The 17,837-nt window shown below is 69.5% G+C and carries 14 protein-coding genes; 2 read left to right on the top strand and 12 right to left on the bottom strand.

From position 1 onward, the window contains the following. Nucleotides 1-5 precede the first annotated feature (5 nt). From mraZ to ACGHC0_RS03885, 6 genes are all read right to left on the bottom strand, one after another. Nucleotides 6-434: a division/cell wall cluster transcriptional repressor MraZ gene (gene mraZ / locus ACGHC0_RS03910; RefSeq protein WP_013593218.1), complete on the bottom strand. Its 429-nt coding sequence runs from the start codon at nt 432-434 to the stop codon at nt 6-8. Between the two features lie 407 nt (nt 435-841). Further along, a complete protein-coding gene (gene hslU / locus ACGHC0_RS03905) occupies nt 842-2,158 on the bottom strand; it encodes an ATP-dependent protease ATPase subunit HslU (RefSeq protein ID WP_415267489.1) in 1,317 nt (438 codons plus the stop codon). Between the two features lie 103 nt (nt 2,159-2,261). Further along, the gene (gene hslV, locus ACGHC0_RS03900; RefSeq protein ID WP_019700865.1) at nt 2,262-2,810 is read right to left on the bottom strand and encodes an ATP-dependent protease subunit HslV; all 549 of its coding nucleotides are present in this window, start codon (nt 2,808-2,810) and stop codon (nt 2,262-2,264) included. A gap of 76 nt (nt 2,811-2,886) precedes the next feature. Beyond that, a complete protein-coding gene (locus ACGHC0_RS03895; protein WP_415267488.1) occupies nt 2,887-4,692 on the bottom strand; it encodes a hypothetical protein in 1,806 nt (601 codons plus the stop codon). A gap of 108 nt (nt 4,693-4,800) precedes the next feature. Further along, nucleotides 4,801-5,298 carry an RNA polymerase-binding protein DksA gene (gene dksA, locus ACGHC0_RS03890; RefSeq protein ID WP_011793966.1) on the bottom strand — a complete coding sequence of 166 codons (498 nt, stop codon included), beginning with the start codon at nt 5,296-5,298 and terminating at the stop codon, nt 4,801-4,803. Nucleotides 5,299-5,599: 301 nt separating this feature from the next. Then, complete coding sequence (locus tag ACGHC0_RS03885) at nt 5,600-6,679, bottom strand: CobW family GTP-binding protein (protein WP_415267487.1); 1,080 nt, start codon at nt 6,677-6,679, stop codon at nt 5,600-5,602. 130 nt (nt 6,680-6,809) lie between these two features. On the opposite strand from ACGHC0_RS03885, the gene ACGHC0_RS03880 reads away from it, so the two are divergent. Further along, nucleotides 6,810-8,273: a diguanylate cyclase domain-containing protein gene (locus ACGHC0_RS03880; RefSeq protein ID WP_415267486.1), complete on the top strand. Its 1,464-nt coding sequence runs from the start codon at nt 6,810-6,812 to the stop codon at nt 8,271-8,273. Here ACGHC0_RS03880 and ACGHC0_RS03875 read toward each other — a convergent pair. Both ACGHC0_RS03875 and ACGHC0_RS03870 read right to left on the bottom strand, forming a co-directional pair. Next, nucleotides 8,239-9,426, bottom strand: a complete 1,188-nt coding sequence (locus tag ACGHC0_RS03875) for a class I SAM-dependent rRNA methyltransferase (protein WP_415267485.1) — start codon at nt 9,424-9,426, stop codon at nt 8,239-8,241. The genes ACGHC0_RS03880 and ACGHC0_RS03875 overlap by 35 nt on opposite strands. Nucleotides 9,427-9,480: 54 nt before the next feature. Then, complete coding sequence (locus tag ACGHC0_RS03870; RefSeq protein WP_415267484.1) at nt 9,481-11,871, bottom strand: hypothetical protein; 2,391 nt, start codon at nt 11,869-11,871, stop codon at nt 9,481-9,483. A 279-nt stretch (nt 11,872-12,150) separates the two neighbouring features. Between ACGHC0_RS03870 and ACGHC0_RS03865 the strand changes: the two genes are divergently transcribed. After that, on the top strand, nt 12,151-13,776 hold the full coding sequence (locus ACGHC0_RS03865) for a methyl-accepting chemotaxis protein (RefSeq protein WP_415267483.1): 1,626 nt from the start codon (nt 12,151-12,153) through the stop codon (nt 13,774-13,776). 18 nt (nt 13,777-13,794) lie between these two features. Here the strand turns inward: ACGHC0_RS03865 and ACGHC0_RS03860 are convergent, their stop codons facing one another. From ACGHC0_RS03860 to dapF, 4 genes are all read right to left on the bottom strand, one after another. Next, nucleotides 13,795-15,147: a glycoside hydrolase family 10 protein gene (locus ACGHC0_RS03860; protein ID WP_415267482.1), complete on the bottom strand. Its 1,353-nt coding sequence runs from the start codon at nt 15,145-15,147 to the stop codon at nt 13,795-13,797. Between the two features lie 63 nt (nt 15,148-15,210). After that, on the bottom strand, nt 15,211-16,191 hold the full coding sequence (locus ACGHC0_RS03855; RefSeq protein WP_415267481.1) for a tyrosine recombinase XerC: 981 nt from the start codon (nt 16,189-16,191) through the stop codon (nt 15,211-15,213). A 7-nt stretch (nt 16,192-16,198) separates the two neighbouring features. Beyond that, nucleotides 16,199-16,900, bottom strand: a complete 702-nt coding sequence (locus tag ACGHC0_RS03850; RefSeq protein ID WP_415267480.1) for a DUF484 family protein — start codon at nt 16,898-16,900, stop codon at nt 16,199-16,201. Next, nucleotides 16,897-17,775 (bottom strand): diaminopimelate epimerase, encoded by an 879-nt coding sequence (gene dapF, locus ACGHC0_RS03845; RefSeq protein WP_415267479.1) that lies wholly within the window; start codon nt 17,773-17,775, stop codon nt 16,897-16,899. The genes ACGHC0_RS03850 and dapF overlap by 4 nt, the downstream gene beginning before the upstream one ends. Nucleotides 17,776-17,837 lie beyond the last annotated feature (62 nt).

Raw genomic sequence — 17,837 nt, 5'->3', positions numbered from 1 at the left:
GGCCTTCAGAAAGAAAAGTCCTTGAAGGCTTCGGGCATCTCGCCCTGCATGGCCTGGGCTTCCTGCGCCTCGTAGGTGGCCTTGTCCCAGAGCTCGAAGTGGTGGCCCATGCCCAGCAGCATGGTGTCCTTGGTGATGCCGGCGGCCTGCCGCAGTTCGGGTGCCACGAGCACGCGGCCCGTGCCGTCCATCTCCACGTCCTGGGCGTTGCCCAGGAAGATGCGCTTCCACCATTGGGCGGACATCGGCAGTTCGGCGATGCGCTCGCGGAATTTTTCCCATTCGGGGCGGGGGAAGACCATCAGGCAGCCGTGCGGGTGCTTGGTGATGGTGAGCTGTCCGCCGGCCGTCGCGCTCAGGACGTCACGATGCCGGGTGGGCACGGAAAGCCTACCCTTCGCATCCAGACTCAGCGATGACGCCCCTTGAAACACCGTTAGACCCCGACAGGTTGTCGCCGCCACTTCCCGCGAAGAACGGGGTTGGAGGGCACTTTTCACCACTTAATTGCACTTTTTTGCACTGTAGCAGGAAAAGGCCCGATCGCACGATCGGGTGCAACAAAGTTTTGCAATGAAATCAACGACTTAGCGCTGATTGCGAACGTATATCGGGGGTGAATTCCCTTCCTGGATAAGCACTTAGCAAATGCTGTGGAAGTGATACCTTAGGGTCTGGCGCCAACGTGGAACGCGCACAGGCATCCGGCGCCCTGGCCGGCCGTCCGCCCCGTGCCGGCGCCCAAAAGAAATCGCCGCCCGGCGGCTGGCGTCCGGGCGGCGATGCGACTCCAGGAAAAACCCGCGGAAAAATCCGCAAGTCTGTAGGAAAAGATCGTTTCTTACAGGATGTAGCGCGAAAGATCCTCGTTCTGGCTGAGGCTCGCGAGGCGTCCGTCCACGTAGTCGGCATCGACGCGCACGGTCTGGCCGGAGAGCTTCGCGGCGTCGAAGCTCACCTCGTCCAGGAGCCGCTCCATGACCGTGGACAGCCGGCGCGCGCCGATGTTCTCGGTGCGCTCGTTCACCTCGAAGGCGATCCGGGCCAGCCGGGTGATGCCCTCGGGGACGAACTCCAGCGTGACCCCTTCGGTGGCCAGCAGCGCCTGGTACTGCTTCACCAGGGAAGCATGGGTCTGCGTGAGGATGGCCTCGAAATCGCCCACGGAGAGCGACTCCAGCTCGACGCGGATGGGAAAGCGCCCCTGCAGTTCGGGAATCAGGTCGCTCGGCTTGGCCAGGTGGAAGGCGCCGGAGGCGATGAAGAGGATATGGTCGGTCTTCACCATGCCGTACTTGGTGCTCACCGTGGTGCCCTCCACCAGCGGCAGCAGGTCGCGCTGCACGCCCTGGCGGGATACGTCGGAGCCGCCCGCCTCCTGGCGCGTGGCGACCTTGTCGATCTCGTCGATGAACACGATGCCGTTCTGCTCGGCGTTCTGCAGGGCGCGCGTCTTGACTTCCTCTTCATTGACCAGCTTGCCCGCCTCTTCGTCGGTAAGCAGCTTCAGCGCCTCGGCGATGCGCAGCTTGCGCGTCTTGCGGCGCTCATGGCCCATCTGGCTGAACATGCCGCGCAGCTGCTCGGCCATTTCCTCCATGCCCTGCGGGCCCATGATCTCGAGCTGCGGCCTGGCATCGGCCAGGTCGATCTCGATCTCCTTGTCGTCCAGCTGGCCCTCGCGCAGCTTCTTGCGGAACACCTGCCGCGCAGTGCTGTCAGCGGGCTGCTCGCCCGTGCGCGCCGTGGGGATGAGCACATCGAGGATGCGGTCCTCGGCGGCGTCCTCGGCCCGGGCACGCACCTTCTTCACGTCGGCCTCGCGGGTCTGCTTGACGGCCACCTCGACGAGGTCGCGCACGATGGAGTCCACGTCCTTGCCGACATAGCCCACCTCGGTGAACTTGGTGGCCTCCACCTTGATGAACGGGGCGTCCGCCAGCCGGGCGAGGCGGCGGGCGATTTCCGTCTTGCCCACGCCGGTGGGGCCGATCATGAGGATGTTCTTGGGGGTGATCTCCTGGCGCAGCGCCGGATCGACCTGCTGGCGGCGCCAGCGGTTGCGCAGCGCGATGGCGACGGCGCGCTTGGCGCCCGACTGGCCCACGATGTGGCGGTCGAGCTCGGAGACGATTTCCTGGGGGGTCATGGACGACATGGTGTTCACTCGGGACGGAACGGGCCGGGAACCGGCAGGGAGGGGACACGGCGGGCGGCCCGCGGGCAGGCCCGCCGCTTTCGGCGGAAGGACGACGCGGGCGTCAGAGCGTTTCGACGGTGTGGTGCATGTTCGTGTAGATGCACAGTTCGCCCGCGATGGCGAGCGACTTGCGCACGATCTCCTCGGCGGACAGCTCGGTGTGGTTCAGCAACGCCTTGGCGGCCGAATGCGCGTAGGCGCCGCCGGAGCCGATGGCCACGATGCCCTGCTCCGGCTCCAGCACGTCGCCGTTGCCGGTGATGATGAGCGAGGCGCTGGCGTCCGCCACGGCCAGCATGGCCTCCAGGCGGCGCAGCACGCGGTCGGTGCGCCAGTCCTTGGTGAGTTCGATGGCGGCGCGCGTCAGGTGGCCCTGGTGCTTTTCCAGCTTGGCCTCGAAGCGCTCGAAGAGGGTGAAGGCGTCGGCCGTGGCGCCCGCGAAGCCCGCGAGCACCTTGCCGTGGTGCAGCTTGCGCACCTTGCGCGCCGACCCCTTGACGACGATGTTGCCGAGCGTGACCTGACCGTCGCCGCCGATGGCGACCTGGATGGTGCCGTCCGCGGCCTGGCGGCGGACGCTGAGGATGGTGGTGCCGTGAAACTGTTCCATAGCGTCCGGAATTGGGGATGGACGCCCGGATTGCAACAGCCGCCGGCCGGCCCGCACGCCGGCCCGGGTGACGGGCTCAGTTCTGCCGCGGGACGATGCGCGCGTGCTCGTGGATGCCGATGACGTTGAAGAACACCGCCACCAGCCGCGGGACCTGGGTGAAATGCACCACGTTGCCCAGCGCCTGCTGGGCGGCGGTCCAGTTCAGCACGGATCCGGCGGCGGCGAAATCCACCCGCGCCAGCCGGTCGCAGCCGATGGCGAAGGGCACGCCGGCGTGCAGGTGCGCCTCCATGGGTTCGAGAATGGCCGTCGCATCGCCCTCGATGTGCCCGGACAGCACGGCAGCCGGGATGGAGGGCTCCAGCCCGCCGGGCTGGGAGGCCGGTTCGCCGAAGCCCGAGGAGAAGGCATCCGCATCGAAGGGCACCGAGGCCGCCGCAGGATGGGCGCCCTCGCCGCCCCCGTCATCGGAATAGCTGCAGTTCGGGGGCAGCCAGGACGGCGGGGAGACCTCGTAGGTGACGCAGTAGTCCAGCGCGACCAGCTCGAACTCGTCGGGCCGGCCCATCAGCCGCAATGCCGCCATGCGCAGGCGCCACCAGTCCGGCGGAACGCTCCGGTCGCCGGACGGCGTGCGGGCCTCCAGCAGGCTCGCCAGGGCGTCCACGCCCTTGAAGACGATGGCCTCGGTACGGTCCGCCCACTGCCCGAACTGCTGCGCCAGGCCCGGAACGGCCCCGTCCTCGATGGTCATCAGGCGCGACCAGGAGAAGGTCCAGGGCGGAGCGGACGCACGGGCCACGGAGGCCTGCAGGGCGGCCACCGACTGCGCCGTGAGCACCGAAGGTGCGTTCCAGAGGAATTCGCGCTGGGCCCCGCCGGCGGATTCGGTCGCGGCCGCGGCGGTCGGAGGCTGCAGCCCCAGGAGTTCGGGCATGGAGAACCACAGCGGCGCGGAGCGGCCGAACCGTGCGGCGAAATCGATGGCCAGCGATTCGAAGCGTGCGTGGTCGCCCGTGGCGCGGTAGAAGTCGAAGAGCGCCATCCAGAACTCTGCCTGCCGCGCCATGTCTTCATCGCCCTCGTGCTGCGCGAGTGCTTCCAGCAGGCCCGCTTCCGCGCCGGCGTAATCGCCGTTCGCGAAGCGGATCGCGGCCTCTTCCAGGTCGGGCTCGTGCACGAAGGGGGGCGGCTCGGGCACCACATGGGCGGGCACGCGGCGCGGCGGCGGATCGGCCCGCTCGGTGAGCAGCGGGGGCGCCAGCGGACGCGAGCCTTCGGTGGAGCGCTCGCCGGGAAAGGCCTGGGGCACCGTGGGGGCCATGAAGTCCGTGGCGGGCGGCAGGCTTTCACCGGAGAACAGCGGCTGCACGCCGGACTCCGACAACCCCGCCGGCAGGCTGGCCGGGGCGGTGGGCGCGAAGGCACGGGCATGCGCCGCGATGGTGGAATCGGAGGCACCGAACGGCGCCGGTTCGGTGGGCGCCATGCCGGCCGAACCGGCGGCCGCAGGCTGCTTGCTCTTCCACCACTGCTGGGACATCTGCGCCTCGATCTCGTCGATCTTCTTGAGCGTGACGGCCCGGTCGTCCGGCGAGGTCATGCTGGTATGGAAGAACGAGGGCCGGGCGGTCTGGTCGTCCGAGCGCTGGCCGTGGAGGGCCTCGCGCTGGCGCAGCTTGCGCAGCTGATCGAATTCGCGGCGCCGCACGAAGTCGTTGCGGCGCTTGCGCTCGATCATCTCCTTGAGCATCTGCTTGCTGTACTGGCTTTCGCGCTCCTCGTCGATGGAGTCGAGCTCATTCCAGTTGACGGTGGGATTGCGCACGAAGCGCACCACCTTGGACAGCAGGCCGCGGGAGGAATCTTCCTTGCTCATGGATCGTCGTGGCTGGAGGGCACGCGCCTCGGCACGGGGGTCGGGCGGACTGGTGCGGAAAACGGCGGGACGGGCCGGTCGCGGGCGGGCGTGGCGGACGCGGTGCCGTCAATCCCCGAACATCTTCTGCTTGAGCTCCCGGCGCTGCTGGGCCTCCAGGGACAGGGTGGCGGTGGGACGCGCCAGGAGGCGGCCGACGCCGATGGGCTCGCCGGTCTCGTCGCAGTAGCCGTAGTCGCCCGCATCAATGCGCGCGATGGACTGCTCGATCTTCTTGAGCAGCTTGCGCTCGCGGTCACGGGTGCGCAGCTCCAGGGCGTGCTCTTCCTCGATGGTGGCGCGGTCGGCCGGGTCGGGCACCACCACGGTGTCCTCGCGCAGGTGCTCGGTGGTCTCGCCTGCGTTGTTGTGCATGTCCTGCTTGAGCTGCACGAGCTTGTGCCGGAAGAACGCCAGCTGCTTCTCGTTCATGTATTCGCTGTCGGGCATGGAAAGCACCTCGGCGTCGGAGAGCTCCTCGGCCGGCTTGGTCTTCCAGTTGTTGGCCAGCTTCGGGTCTTTCTTGGCGGCCGCGACGGGCGATTGCGCTTGCAGGGTCGTAGGCATGATGTGTATTAGGCTGGCTGCGCCGGCGGGGTGGCCGGCGACGGTGCCGTGGATGGTACGGTCAATTGCTCCAAACGGGAAGGAGGCCGCCTCCTACGTCCGGCGGTTTCCACCGGAATGGAACGGCGGCGCGGCAAACCCGGTCCCGCCCCTGCCGCCCGCCCTCCCGGAAAAGCGGTCGATGCGGCGGCGGTGTCCTCCCGTTTTTGCCGGGGCGCGATTGTATCGGCCGATTTCACGCCTGCGCGGCCGCCCCCCGCGAAGTAGTGGTTATCCTACAAACCGGCCGCCAGGGCACGGCTTACGCCAGGCACTGCTCCAGGCCCTGCTGGAAGATGTCCTGGGGCAGTTCGATGCCGATGAACACCATCTTGCTCTGGCGCTTCTCCCCCTCGGCCCACTGCGGTCCCAGGTCGCTGCCCATGAGCTGGTGCACGCCCTGGAAGATGACCTTGCGCTCGGTGCCCTTCATGTGCAGCACGCCCTTGTAGCGCAGCATGCGGGGGCCGTAGATGTTGACGATGGCGCCCAGGAAATCCTCCAGCTTGGCCGGGTCGAAGGGCCGGTCGGCGCGGTAGACGAAGCTTTTCACATCGTCGTCATGGTGATGGTGGTGGCCGTGGCCTGCGTGCTGGTGCGAGGGATGGCTGCAGTGCTCGCCATGCTCGTGGTCATGGTCGTGGTGGTCGTGCGCGTGGTCATGCCCGTGTCCATGGTCGTCCTCTTCCTTCAGTAAATCGGGGTCGATGTCGAGCTTGGCGTTCAGGTTGAAGCCGCGCAGGTCCAGCACCTCGGAGACCGGCACTTCGCCGAAATGCACCGCCTTGATCGGGGCGCGCGGGTTCATGTGCTTGAGGCGGTGGACCAGCGCGTCGGTCTCTTCGCTGGAAACGAGATCGGTCTTGGACAGGAAGATCTGGTCCGCGAAGCCCACCTGGCGGCGCGCCTCCTGGCGGTCGTTCAGCTGCTGGGCGGCGTGCTTGGCGTCCACCAGCGTGATGATGGAGTCGATGAGGTAGGTCTCGGCGATCTCTTCGTCCATGAAGAAGGTCTGCGCCACGGGGCCGGGGTCGGCCAGGCCGGTGGTCTCGATCACCACGCGCTCGAAATCCAGCAGCCCCTTGCGCCGCTTGGCGGCCAGCACCTGCAGCGTCTCGCGCAGGTCCTCGCGGATCGTGCAGCAGATGCAGCCGTTGCTCATCTGCACGATCTGCTCCTTGGCGTCGGTCACCAGGATGTCGTTGTCGATGTTCTCCTCGCCGAATTCGTTCTCGATGACGGCGATCTTCTGGCCGTGCGATTCGGTCAGCACGCGCTTGAGGAGGGTGGTCTTGCCCGAGCCCAGGAAGCCCGTGAGGATGGTGGTCGGAATGAGGGACATGGTCGGCAAACGCTTTCGGAAGATGGAGGGTGCCGGCGCGGCACGCCTTCCCAAAAGTTTAGCGAGGCTGTCAACACCCCCGGATTTCGCGCGCCAAAGCCCGCCTTTTCCCCGTTTGGCGGATCGGGAAATGCGCTACATTGATTTCCAGATTCCGCACCCCGAAGCCCTTCTACGAGCTGTTTCCGCTCCCTTCCAGGCCATGGATTTCGACCTGACCGCCACGCTCCTGGATTCGCTGGGCATCGCCATGTGCGTGTTCGATGCCGAGGAGCGTACCGTCCTGTGGAATGCCTCGTTTCTCCGGTTCTTCCCGGAGCACGAAGGCCATGTCCATGCCGGCGAGCCCTACGCCGACAACCTGCGGCGCTTCTACCAGGGGCGCCTGCCGCCCGAAGACCTGCCCCATATCGACCGCTTCATCGTCGACGGCCTGATGCGCAACCGCCTGCAGACGCGGCCCTATGTCTTCCAGCACCTCGGGCGCTGGCTGCGCGTGGCCGCGGTGCCGGTGCAGGGAGGGCACCGCATACGCGTCTGGCAGCACGTGGCGCATGTGGACGAAACCTGCGAAGCCCCGGCCCCGGAGTGCCAGACGGCGCTTCCGGCGTCCGGCACCCGGCAGATGCTGGAGGACCTGGGCGAGGCCGCGGCCGTGCTGGACGACGAGGGCCGCATCCTGTACGCCAACGACCTGTTCGTGATGATGCACGGGCTGCCTTCCAGGGAAGCCCTGGCGCAGCGTACCTATGTGCAGATCGTCAGGCAGCTCTGGGATGCGTCGCCCGATGTCCAGGAACGGCTGCGGCGCGCACAGGACCTGGCCGCGGCCCTGCACGATGCCGCCTTCTTCGCGGGCGCCCCGTTCGAAGTGCCGCTGCCGGGCGGCCGCTGGATGCGCGTGACCATGAACCGCAGCGCCGGCGGACAGAGCTACGCCCTGCATACGGACATCTCCGAAGTCAAGCGCAACGAAAGCGAGCTGCGCGCGGCCGAACTGCGTGCGCGCGAGAGCGAGGAGCAGTTGCGGGTGCTGGCCGAGCAGTTGCGCATGGAAACGCGCCACGACGTGCTGACCGGACTGCCGAACCGCCGCAGTTTGGGAGCGCAGGTCCAGGAACTCTCGGCCCAGCCTGGATCGCATGCGCTGCTGTTCATCGACCTGGACGGCTTCAAGGCCGTGAACGACGAAGCCGGCCATGCGGCCGGCGATCAGGTTCTCTGCCAGGTGGCGGGCCGGCTGCGCCGGTGCGTGCGCGGGGACGACGTGCTCGTGCGCCTGGGCGGCGACGAGTTCGTGGTCCTCCTGCGGCACTGCAGCCGGCATGGCGCCCGGAGCATCGGCCTGCAGATCGTGGAGGCACTGCGCAGCGAGCCTTTCCATGCGGCGCCACACGTGTTCCGTATCGGCGCGAGCGTCGGCGTGCGGCTGTTCGGGAGCACGCCGGAGCCCCTGGAAATCCTCATGGCCGACGCGGATGCTGCCTGCTATGCCGCCAAGCGTGGCGGCCGCGGCCGCGTCGAGATGGCCGGCGCCGACGGCGAGCCGCAGGCGCCCGTCACGCTCCCTTGCGCATCACCGCCAGCCCCTTGAGGTATTCCCCCTCGGGGAATTCCAGGGTCATGGGGTGGTCGGGGGCGCCGCCCAGCCGCTCCAGGATGTAGCCGTCCACCCCTGCATCGGCACCGGCCGACGCCACGATCTTGTGGAACAGGTCGGCGCTGATGCCGCCGGAGCAGGAGAAGGTGTAGAGCAGGCCCCCCGGGTTCAGCAACTGCAGGCCCAGGCGGTTGATGTCCTTGTAGGCCCGGGCGGCGCGCTCGGCATGCGCGGCCGTGGGTGCGAACTTCGGCGGATCGAGCACGATGGCGTCGAAGCGGCGGCCCTCCTGCAGGAAGCGCCGCAGGGAGGCATTCACGTCGGCATCGAGGAATTCCGTGCGGGCGGCCTCGAAGCCGTTGAGGGCCGCATGCGAGCGCGCACGCTCCAGCGCCGGTCCCGACGAATCGATGGAGGTCACCTGCGAGGCTCCGCCCGCGAGCGCCGCGATAGTGAAGCCGCCGGTGTAGCAGTAGCAATTGAGCACCTGGCGCGCGCCGAGCCGGCGCACGGCCTCGGAGAAGCGGTGGCGGCTGTCGCGCTGGTCGAGGTAGAAGCCGGTCTTGTGGCCTTCGGCGATGTCCAGGGTGAGGCGCCAGCCATGTTCGCGGATGGAGAGTTCCGTGGGGCCTTCGCCGCGCAGCCAGCCCGTGGCGGGCTCCAGGCCCTCCAGCTGGCGCACGCTGGCGTCGGAGCGTTCGTAGAGCTTCTGCAGGCCGGTGGCTTTCAGCAGGGCATCGGCGATGACGGCTTTCCAGCGCTCGGTGCCGGCGCTGGTGAACTGCGCCACCAGGGTGTCCCCGTACCGGTCCACGATCAGGCCGGGCAGGCCGTCGGACTCCCCGTGCACCAGGCGCACGCCGTCGCTCTCGATGGCGAAGCGCTCCCGCGCCCGGACCGCGCGGTCCACGGCCGCGGCGAAGAACGCGGGATCGATGCGCTGCGCCTCGTCGAAGCTCCATGCGCGGGCGCGGATGCGCGATGCAGGGCTGAAGGCGGCCCAGGCCAGGAAGCGGCCGTCCGCAGACTCCACCCGCACGGTTTCCCCGCTGTCGCCACCGCCCTTGGCGATGGCCGATTCGAAGATCCAGGGATGGCGGCGCAGGAGGGAACGCTCCTTGCCAGGGCGCAGGCGGATGGTTTTCATGGGCCGTATTGTCCGTCCGGCAGCCGCCAGGCGCCCGGACCGCGCCGCGGCGGCTCAGCGGGCGGCGGGCTCCACGGCGGCCGCGCGCGGCGCCGGGTAGAGCGCCACGAGGCCGATATCCACGGCGGCGCCGGGCCGACCTCGCCAGACCAGGCGCAGCCGGTCGAAAGTTCCGGCGTCCGGCGCGGAGGCTGCCGGCAGCGGGATGCGCCATCCCACGCTCCGGCGCTCCCACTGCCGAACGGGGGTGTCGGCCACGAGCGGCTGCCAGGCGCCGCCCGCGGTCTGCACATCCACCGCCAGACTCAGGTCTTCGCCGCCGCCGTCGGCCTGCACGACCAGTGCGTCGAACGCGCCGGGGCGCATGGCCAGTTCGGCGGGCGATACGGCGCCGGCACGGCCTTCGCCGTCCAGGACCAGGCGCAGCCCGTCCGGGGTGGCGGCCACCGGTGTTCCTGCGCCGGCCTGCCACCCATCCGTGTCGTGGTGCCGTCCCGATCCGAAGGTCCAGAGGCGTGCACCGCGGGGCAGGTCATACCGCGACATCATGAAATGCTGGATGGCCTCTTCGAGCGGCGTGCGGCGCAACGACGTGTAGCTGACATAGCCTTGCGTATTCGCCGCTTCGCCCGGGCTGCCGTTCCAGGCCATGGGAGAGACGAGGCGTGCCCCATAGTTGGAAATCTCCCTCAGCGAACGGTAGGCCCGGTCGTAGTTCGGCATGCGCCGGGGGGCGGTCAGGTCGGCCGTGTTGTACTCCACCACGGCCCATTCCGGGCTGTAGCGGCGGAATTCACCGAACAGCGATGTCTTGCCTTCCATCGGGATCGAATTGGTGGCGCTGTCGCCATAGATGATCGCGCCCAGTCGCCCCTGCACCGGCGCCGAGCCCTCGATCGAGATGCCCCCGGAATCGTAGCTTTTGGCCGGGCTGTCGAGGCGCACGGCAAAGGGTTCTATCAAGCCCGGGGGCATGAAGCCTTGCGCGGAATAGATGCGGCTGGCGGGCACGCCGGTCTGCGCCACCCACTGCGACAGCTCGTCGTAATGCAGCTTCACGAGATGGCGGCGGAATTGCTCCCATGCCTGGGTCCAGGGCTCCTGCCAGAACGGATGCGGTGCCTTGGGGAACCGGCGCGGAGGATCGACCTCCTCCCAGCTGGCGTGGTGCCTGCCCCTCATCCTGTCGATATCCGCCAGGGTCAGCGACTGCAGCCGCCGGTAGGAACGCAGGTCCGGCACGCCGGGCCCGCCTTCGTTCGCGTAGGGTCCGCTGCCACGCAGCCAGTCGCGGAACTGGCGCAGTGTCTGCGGGTTGTAGTCGTACCACTGCCGCCCCTCGAAGAAGGGGTTGATGTACACGTCCGGGTCCAGGCTGATGCCGATGAACAGGTCAGGGTGCTCGATGGCAAAGCGCTGGATCAGCGCGGCGGCCTGCTGCAGGTTGCGCTTCTTGTAGAAACGGGCCCGCTCTGCGAACACGTTCAGGCTCAGGGCACGCCCCAGCTCCGGGGACTCGAACGATCCGGGCTGCCCCTCGATCGCCGAGTCGGGCATTACCCCGTTCCTGTCGTTCCACTGGCAAAGCGTCTCGTCCTGCTCCAGCACATCGTTGATGTCCCACTGGGGGGCATCGCACGGGGCGTCGGCCCAGATCCCCCCGTTGAGCGTGAACAGCACGGGCATTTTCTTCTCGACGGCGTATCGCATCACGCCGTGCAGGCTGTCTTCCGCGATGAGGCGCCGGCCGCATTTCTTGTCCGGGACGAAATCCGGATCGAACGCATAGTCCCCCTGGGCACCGGTGGTGGTGCGCATGTAGAGGATCTGGACACGGATCCCGGCCTTGACGGTATGGCTCTCATAGGGAGCGAAGGTGTCCCGGATACCGTCGGCGCCTCCTCCTTCCACGTGGCTCGTGGCGATGGGAAAAAAGAACACGTCATCGGGATCCACGCTCCGCCCGGGCCGGAAATCCCCCCAGCGGGTCTTGTAGGACTGCGGGAAGAACGTCTGGCGCATCAACGTCGTGTTCCCCCCCTTCCGATCGACGACCACGACTTCCAGGTCGGTTTGCCGGTCGATGTCGCCGATGGGCAGCTTGCCGTCGAAACCGGCCTCCATGGCGCCGCGCTTCCCGGGATGGGCCCGGAAGACATCCAGGCGGAGCAGGCCGGAGGGAATCTCCACGGGATGGCCATTCACACGGGCCTCCAGGCTCCGGATGCCGTCCGGGCTGATCGCCCACCCCTGGATGCGCAGCGACCCGTCAGGGGCGCGCTGCAGCGAGTCCACATGGCCGAATGCGCGCCCCGGCCCCGCCACCGGGGCCGGCAAGTCCGTCAACCTCGTCCCGGCCCAATGGCCGCCTGCCACGGCGAACCCGGACAACAGCACGAGCGCCACGCCGGCGCCCAGCCACCAGCGCAGGCCCGAGGGAAACATTTCGGCCTTCCTAGATTCAGTCATGCAAACCTGCGCACCGAGGCGCTTCCCGTGGGTTTCGTGAGATGCGCATTCTCCCCGGACTCAGGCCCCGAACCGCAGTTCCCTATACGGAAAGCGTTCAAAAGCGTGGCTTTCATGCGCAGGAAATTCTGTGGAAAAGAAGATTTGAGGATTGTTGAGAAAGCCGGCGCCGGGCTTTCCTAGGATCCATGCCTGCAGCAGCCCCGTGCGGCCCGCGCAAGAACAGATCCACCATCCACTACAGAGGGAATTTCCATGCACTACCTACCCCGGCTCAAGGTCTCGACCCGTCTCGGCTGGCTCCTGGCCGCCCTTTGCCTGCTGGCTGCCGGTGTCGGCGCCGCCGGGCTGCTGGGCATGGCCCACTCCAATGCCGGCCTGGTTTCCGTCTACCACGACCGGGTCGTGCCGCTGCAGCAGATCAAGCGGGTGGCCGACGCCTATGCGGTGAACATCGTGGACACCGCCCACAAGGTGCGCGACGGCGCGCTGACGCCGCAGCAGGGCCTGCAGTCGGTCGATGCGGCGCGCAAGGAGGTGCGGGAGCAGTGGGCCGCGTACCTGGCGACCGGCCTGCATGCCGAGGAACATCGGCTGCTGGAGGAATTCGGGCCGCTGCAGGCGCGTGCGGACGCCGCCGTGCAGGCCCTGGAGGAATTGCTGCGCGCCCGGGACATCCCCGGCCTGACGGCATTCGCCGCCCGGGAGATGTATCCGGCGCTCGACCCGCTGCAGGCAGTGCTCGCGGCCCTCACGCAGGTGCAGCTGGACACCGCGCGCAGCACCTACGAGGCGGCCGAGACCCGCTATGACGACACCCGCGCGGGCGTCATCGCTGCGGTGCTGGCGGGCATGGTGTTCGCCATCGGCTTCGGAACCCTGGTGGTGCGCGGCATCCTGCGGGAACTCGGCGCGGAACCCGGCTCGGCCGCGGCCGTGGCACGCAGCGTGGCGCAGGGCGACCTCACCATCGAGATTCCCGCGCGCCAGGGCGATACGACGAGCCTGATGGCCCAGCTGCGGAGCATGCGCGACCAGCTTGCCGCCATGGTGGCGGCCATCCACGAGAGCGCCGAAAGCGTGTCCTCCGCCGCGCTGCAGATCGCCCAGGGCAACAGCGACCTCTCGGCACGCACCGAAGGCCAGGCGGGCGCGCTGCAGCAGACGGCAGCCTCCATGGAGCAATTGAACGGCACCGTGCGGCAGAACGCGGGCAATGCGCTGGAGGCCGACCGCGTGGCGCAGGCCGCGTCCCGCGTGGCCGCCCAGGGTGGCGCGGTGGTGACCGAGGTGGTGGACACCATGCAGCAGATCCAGGACAGCAGCCGGCGCATCGCGGACATCACCGGCATCATCGACAGCATCGCCTTCCAGACCAACCTGCTCGCGCTCAACGCCGCGGTGGAGGCCGCCCGCGCAGGCGAACAGGGCCGGGGCTTCGCGGTGGTCGCGGGAGAGGTGCGCCGCCTCGCCCAGCGCGCGGGCCAGGCGGCCGGCGAGATCAAGGGCCTGGTCGGCGCCAGCATGGACCGCGTGGCCGCGGGTACCGCGCTGGTGGGCCGCGCCGGCCAGACCATGTCGAGCGTGGTGCAGTCGATCCAGGGGCTGTCGCAGCTGGTGGGCGAAATCACCGCCGCCAGCCAGGAGCAGAGCCAGGGCGTGGACCAGATCAACGACGCGGTGAACGACATGGACCGCTCCACCCAGCACAACGCGGCCCTGGTCGAGGAGATGGCCGCCGCTGCCGCGGCCTTGAGCCAGCGCGCCCGGGAACTGGTCGGCACCGTGGCCAGCTTCCGGCTGCCCGCCGAAAGCTTCGCCCTGGCCGGAGCGGCACTGCCCGCGGCCTCTGCCCCCCGCGCGCTGCTGCGCCACGGGTGAGCCTCCGGGGAACCGGCCTCAGGGCGCGGGGACCCACCGCTGCCGCAGCCAGGCCGCGACGGCCGCGGCCGCAGGGTCCCGCAGGAAGGCGTGGCGGAACAGCACGCTGCCGTGGATGCCGGGCGTGGATTCGTTGAGGTCGATCTGGCGGCGGAATTCCGGCACGCCGCCCTCCACGCCCCAGTCCGGCTCCTGCGCCGTGGGCCGCCCCGCCTTGTAGAGCGCCATGCCGATGTGGACCTGTACGCCGGGAGAGGCCAGCGCCACGTCCGCCCACCAGCGCGCGATGGTGCCGTAGCCCACCGCCTGCCGCGCGAAGGGCCAATAGACCTGGGGCACGATGTCGTCCACCAGGCCATCGAGCACCCACTGGCGCGTATCGGCGAAGGCCGCGTCGTAGCTGGGTGCCCCGGCCTGCGTGTCCGAGCCGCGCGGATCGTCGGCCCGGTTGCGCCAGACGCCCGCGGGGCTGACCCCGAAGCGCACGCCGGGGCTGGTGGCGCGCAGTTGCTCCGACAGCCCCTGCACCAGTTGCCGGGTGCTGTGGCGGCGCCAGTCGCCCTTGTCCTCGAAGCCCTGGCCGTAGGTGGCGAAGGTCTGTGCGTCGTCCAGGCGCGAATCGGCGGTTTCGTAATAGAAATAGTCGTCGAAATGGATGGCATCGACGGCGTAGCGCGATGTGATCTCGGCCACCACGCTGCCCAGCCAGGCGCGCACCTCGGGCAGCCCCGGGTCCAGCACGAAGCGCCGGGCGGCCGTGCGGATCCAGCCGGGCCGGGCGCGGTAAATGCTGGGCGGGCCGTCGGCAGGCAGGCCGGACAGCATCTGCACGGTGTCCGGGCCCACGTCCATCGATACGCGGTAGGGATTGAGCCAGGCATGCAGTTCCAGCCCCCTCGCATGCGCCTGCTCCACGGCGAAGGCCAGGGGGTCGAATCCGGGATGCCGGCCCAGCGTGCCGGTCAGGTAGGGTGACCAGGGCAGGAGGTCGGAATCGTAGAGAGCATCCGCGCACGGCTTGGCCTGGAAGATCACCGCATTGAGGCCGGTGGCTACCGCCTCGTCGAGGATGCGCAGCAGTTCCGCCTGCTGCACGGCGACGCGCTGCGCATCGTCGGCGATCCGGGCGGACTCCGCGGAGGGCCAGTCCAGGTTCAGGACCGTGGAAACCCAGCTGGCCCGCAAGGGCCGGGCACGGGTGAAGGCCCGCTCCGGCCCACCAACGCCTGTGTCGGCGCTGGCCCCTCCACCGCAGCCTTCCAGCAGCAGCGGGGCCGCCAGCAGGGAAGACAGCCCGGCCGCCTGGGCGAGCAGGCGCCGGCGGCGCGGATCGTAGGGGGAAAACAACAGCGTGGCAGGGGGACAGGACATGGGCCGACATTCTGCAGCACGGAAAACCCCTGCCGCCCTGGAGGGGCAGCCCGTTGTCGGCGGTCAGCCGCCGGGCTTGCGGCGCGCCCGCGGATGCGCGGCGTCGTACACCTTGGCGAGGTGCTGGAAATCCAGGCGCGTATAGACCTGGGTGGTGGTGATGTTGGCGTGGCCCAGCAGTTCCTGCACCGCCCGCAGGTCGCCGCTGGACTGCAGCAGGTGGCTGGCGAAGGAGTGCCGCAGCATGTGCGGATGCACGGGGGTGGAGAGCCCGGCGAGCTGGCTGCGCTGCCGCAGGCGCGACCAGATGGACTGCCCCGTGAGCTGTGCGCCGCGCCGGCCCAGGAAGAGCGCGGGATCCGCCCGGCCGGACGCCGCGCCGAAGGGCTGCAGCCGCACCTCCAGCCAGGCGCGCAGGGCCGCCAGCGCGGCCGATCCGACCGGCACGCTGCGCCGCTTCGAGCCTTTGCCGAACACGTGCGCCTCGGCGGCTTCCAGGTCGATCCAGCCCCGGCCCTGGCGCTGCGTGTCCGGCCCCGGCACGGCGTCCAGGCCGGCCAGTTCCCCCACGCGCAGGCCGCAGCCGTAGAGCAGTTCGACCATCGCCGCATCGCGGGCCTCCAGCCACGGGTCGCTGCCCGCCGAGCCCTCGAACTCCGCCAGCCGCACCGCGTCGTCCACGCCCAGCGCCTTGGGCAGCGGCTTGGGCGCGCGCGGGGCACGAATGCCCTGCACGGGGTTGTGGGGCACGAGGCCTTGCCGCGCCGCCCAGGTGAAGAAGCCACGCCAGCCCGAAAGGATCAGGGCGATGCCCCGCCCGCTGCGCCCGCCCGCATGCATCTGCGCGACGAAGCGGCGGATGTGCGCGGTCTGCAGTTGCAGCAGCGGCACGCCCGCATCGCGCGCACCGGCGGCCAGCCTGGCCAGGTCGAGCGTGTAGAGCGTGACGGTGCGCTGCGCCAGGCGCTTTTCCACGCGCACGTGCTCCAGGTAGCGCAGCACGTCGGGATCGGTGGGCGCCACCGGCTGCAGGCGGTCCGCCATGGCCGGATCAGCGCAGGCGCGAGAGCGCCGAGCTGGCCAGTTCGGCCATGCGCACGAGGAAGTCGGTGCCCATGTCGGCGCCGAAGCGCTGCGGATCGGGCGAGCCCAGCACCAGCAGGCCGTAAGCCGGCGCTTCCCCATCGAGCGCGCCCTGGCGCAGCGGCAGCAGGGCGATCGACTGCACCGAGGCTGGCTCGGGCAGCCAGCCCGCGGGCTCGAAGCCGAGGTTGGGGCCGCAGAACGGCTGCGTGAGCGAGGTGGCGAACGAGCGCGCATCGGCGCTCGCGCCCTGCGCGAAGGCGGCGCCCGCGTACGGGCCGGCCACGTCCCAGAGGCGCAGCGCCGCCTGCGGCACGTCGAACAGCCGGCGGATGCCCTGCTCCACCACGCCCGGCAGCAGCGCCGGGTCGCCGGCCTGCGCCAGCTCGCGCGTCCATTGGTGGATCTTCTGCGCGATGGCGGTGTTCTCGTGGCTGTGGCGCACCATTTCCATGATGCGCTGCTCCAGGCCCTTGATCTTCTCGCGCAGCATCTCGGCCTGGCGCTCCTGCAGGCTGACGGCGCGCTGCCCGTGGGGGCTGGTGAGGACCACGCCGGTCAGCAGTTCGGCATGGCGCTCGAAGAAGCCCGGGGTATTGGCGAGGAATTCGGCGATGTCTTCTTCCGTGATGGGAGGCACGGCCTGGGCGGGGGTATGCGGATGGGTCATGGTGCGTCGGGAATGTCGATCTGGCCTTCGAAGACGGTGGTCGCCGGGCCGGTCATGAAGACGGACTCGGAGGGGTCGCCGCTCCAGGCGATGGTGAGCAGGCCGCCGCGCGTGCGGACATCGACGCGCGTGTCCAGCAGGCCCAGGCGGATGCCGGCGGCCACGGCCGCGCAGGCGCCCGTGCCGCAGGCCAGGGTTTCGCCGGCGCCGCGTTCGTACACGCGCAGGCGCACGCGGGCGCGGTCCTCGATCTGCAGGTAGCCCGCGTTCACGCGCTGCGGAAAGCGCGCGTGGCCCTCGATGAGCGGGCCGGTACGCGCCACCGGCGCCGTGTCCACGTCCGCGACCAGCTGGACGGCGTGCGGGTTGCCCATGGAGACCACCGCCACATCCACCACCTGCGCATCGGCAGCAGCGCCGAGCGACAGGGGCCACGTCTGCCCCGCCCCGCGGGCCGCGGGGGCGAGGCCCGAGGCGTCGAAAGGCACTTCGGAGGGGGCGAAGCGCGGGCGGCCCATGTCCACGGTGACGCGGCCGTCCGGTGTCAGGCGCGGGGCGATCACGCCGGCCAGGGTCTGCACGCGGATGGTGTCCCGGTCGGTGAGGCCCTTGTCGCGCACGTAGCGGGCGAAGCAGCGCGCGCCGTTGCCGCACTGCTCGACCTCGCCGCCGTCGGCGTTGTGGATGACGTATTCGAAATCGATGCCTTCGGCCGGCGACGGGCGCACGGTGAGGATCTGGTCGGCGCCGACCCCGAAGTGGCGGTCGGCGAGGTAGCGGTACTGCGCGGGCGTGAGGCCCAGGCGCCCCTGCGTTTCGTCGAGCACGACGAAATCGTTGCCGGCACCCTGCATTTTGGTGAAGCGGATCTGCATCCGCAGGATTATCGTTGCCCGGCAGGCGCGGCATGGCCCCTCGCCTGCAGGGGCCGGCCGGG

The organism is Acidovorax sacchari, assembly GCF_042847045.1.
GTDB classification, from domain to species: Bacteria; Pseudomonadota; Gammaproteobacteria; order Burkholderiales; family Burkholderiaceae_C; genus Paracidovorax; species Paracidovorax sacchari.
This window is presented reverse-complemented; position numbering and strand designations above follow the sequence as displayed.

Coding starts and splice junctions, on each gene's coding strand:
- hslU (WP_415267489.1), bottom strand. CDS start 2,158: ATGTCGTCCATGACCCCCCAGGAAATCGTCTCCGAGCTCGACCGCCAC.
- hslV (WP_019700865.1), bottom strand. CDS start 2,810: ATGGAACAGTTTCACGGCACCACCATCCTCAGCGTCCGCCGCCAGGCC.
- ACGHC0_RS03895 (WP_415267488.1), bottom strand. CDS start 4,692: ATGAGCAAGGAAGATTCCTCCCGCGGCCTGCTGTCCAAGGTGGTGCGC.
- dksA (WP_011793966.1), bottom strand. CDS start 5,298: ATGCCTACGACCCTGCAAGCGCAATCGCCCGTCGCGGCCGCCAAGAAA.
- ACGHC0_RS03885 (WP_415267487.1), bottom strand. CDS start 6,679: ATGTCCCTCATTCCGACCACCATCCTCACGGGCTTCCTGGGCTCGGGC.
- ACGHC0_RS03880 (WP_415267486.1), top strand. CDS start 6,810: ATGCGCTACATTGATTTCCAGATTCCGCACCCCGAAGCCCTTCTACGA.
- ACGHC0_RS03875 (WP_415267485.1), bottom strand. CDS start 9,426: ATGAAAACCATCCGCCTGCGCCCTGGCAAGGAGCGTTCCCTCCTGCGC.
- ACGHC0_RS03870 (WP_415267484.1), bottom strand. CDS start 11,871: ATGTTTCCCTCGGGCCTGCGCTGGTGGCTGGGCGCCGGCGTGGCGCTC.
- ACGHC0_RS03865 (WP_415267483.1), top strand. CDS start 12,151: ATGCACTACCTACCCCGGCTCAAGGTCTCGACCCGTCTCGGCTGGCTC.
- ACGHC0_RS03860 (WP_415267482.1), bottom strand. CDS start 15,147: ATGTCCTGTCCCCCTGCCACGCTGTTGTTTTCCCCCTACGATCCGCGC.
- ACGHC0_RS03855 (WP_415267481.1), bottom strand. CDS start 16,191: ATGGCGGACCGCCTGCAGCCGGTGGCGCCCACCGATCCCGACGTGCTG.
- ACGHC0_RS03850 (WP_415267480.1), bottom strand. CDS start 16,900: ATGACCCATCCGCATACCCCCGCCCAGGCCGTGCCTCCCATCACGGAA.
- dapF (WP_415267479.1), bottom strand. CDS start 17,775: ATGCAGATCCGCTTCACCAAAATGCAGGGTGCCGGCAACGATTTCGTC.